Origin of the sequence: Pseudomonas fluorescens group sp. (genome assembly GCF_020093335.1) — a bacterium.
Classification (GTDB): domain Bacteria; phylum Pseudomonadota; class Gammaproteobacteria; order Pseudomonadales; family Pseudomonadaceae; genus Aquipseudomonas; species Aquipseudomonas petroselini.
Genome location: NZ_JAIOKW010000091.1, coordinates 1 through 396, shown reverse-complemented (window position 1 = coordinate 396; position 396 = coordinate 1). Strand labels below are relative to the sequence as shown.

At 60.4% G+C, this 396-nt stretch carries 1 protein-coding gene; it reads right to left on the bottom strand.

Annotated elements, in window-relative coordinates; all coding sequences use genetic code 11:
* Nucleotides 1–62 precede the first annotated feature (62 nt).
* Nucleotides 63–396, bottom strand: a 334-nt coding sequence (locus tag K7431_RS30830; RefSeq protein WP_224316771.1) for a transposase, incomplete at its 5' end; no start/stop codon positions are given.

Here is a 396-nt window from a genome sequence, read left to right as displayed (position 1 = left end):
GGGAAAGGAGTCACCCCAAAGTCTCTGGGCTCCCGCGTTCGCGCACTACTGTCCGGCACGCCTCATGCTATTAACAGCTGCCCCTGACGCAGGTTGATCTCGCGTATTCGCTCCTGCCGTCGTCGGTAACGTTCGGCCTCCAGGCCAGGACGCTGAAATAGCGTCGCCTGTACCTCCACCATCAGCATCCACAGGCTCTGCCGCGTTCCCGTCCTGCGTTGGTAAAGGTTCAGCAGCAAGTAGCTGATCAGCGCACAGAGAATCTGGAGGCGCACGGCATTCTCGCTACGGCCCAGGAAGCGCCTGACCTTCAGGTGTTGCTTGATCCATTTGAAAAACAGCTCGATCCGCCAGCGATCCCGATAGCGCTCGGCGATTTCTGCCGCCGGGCTGCTC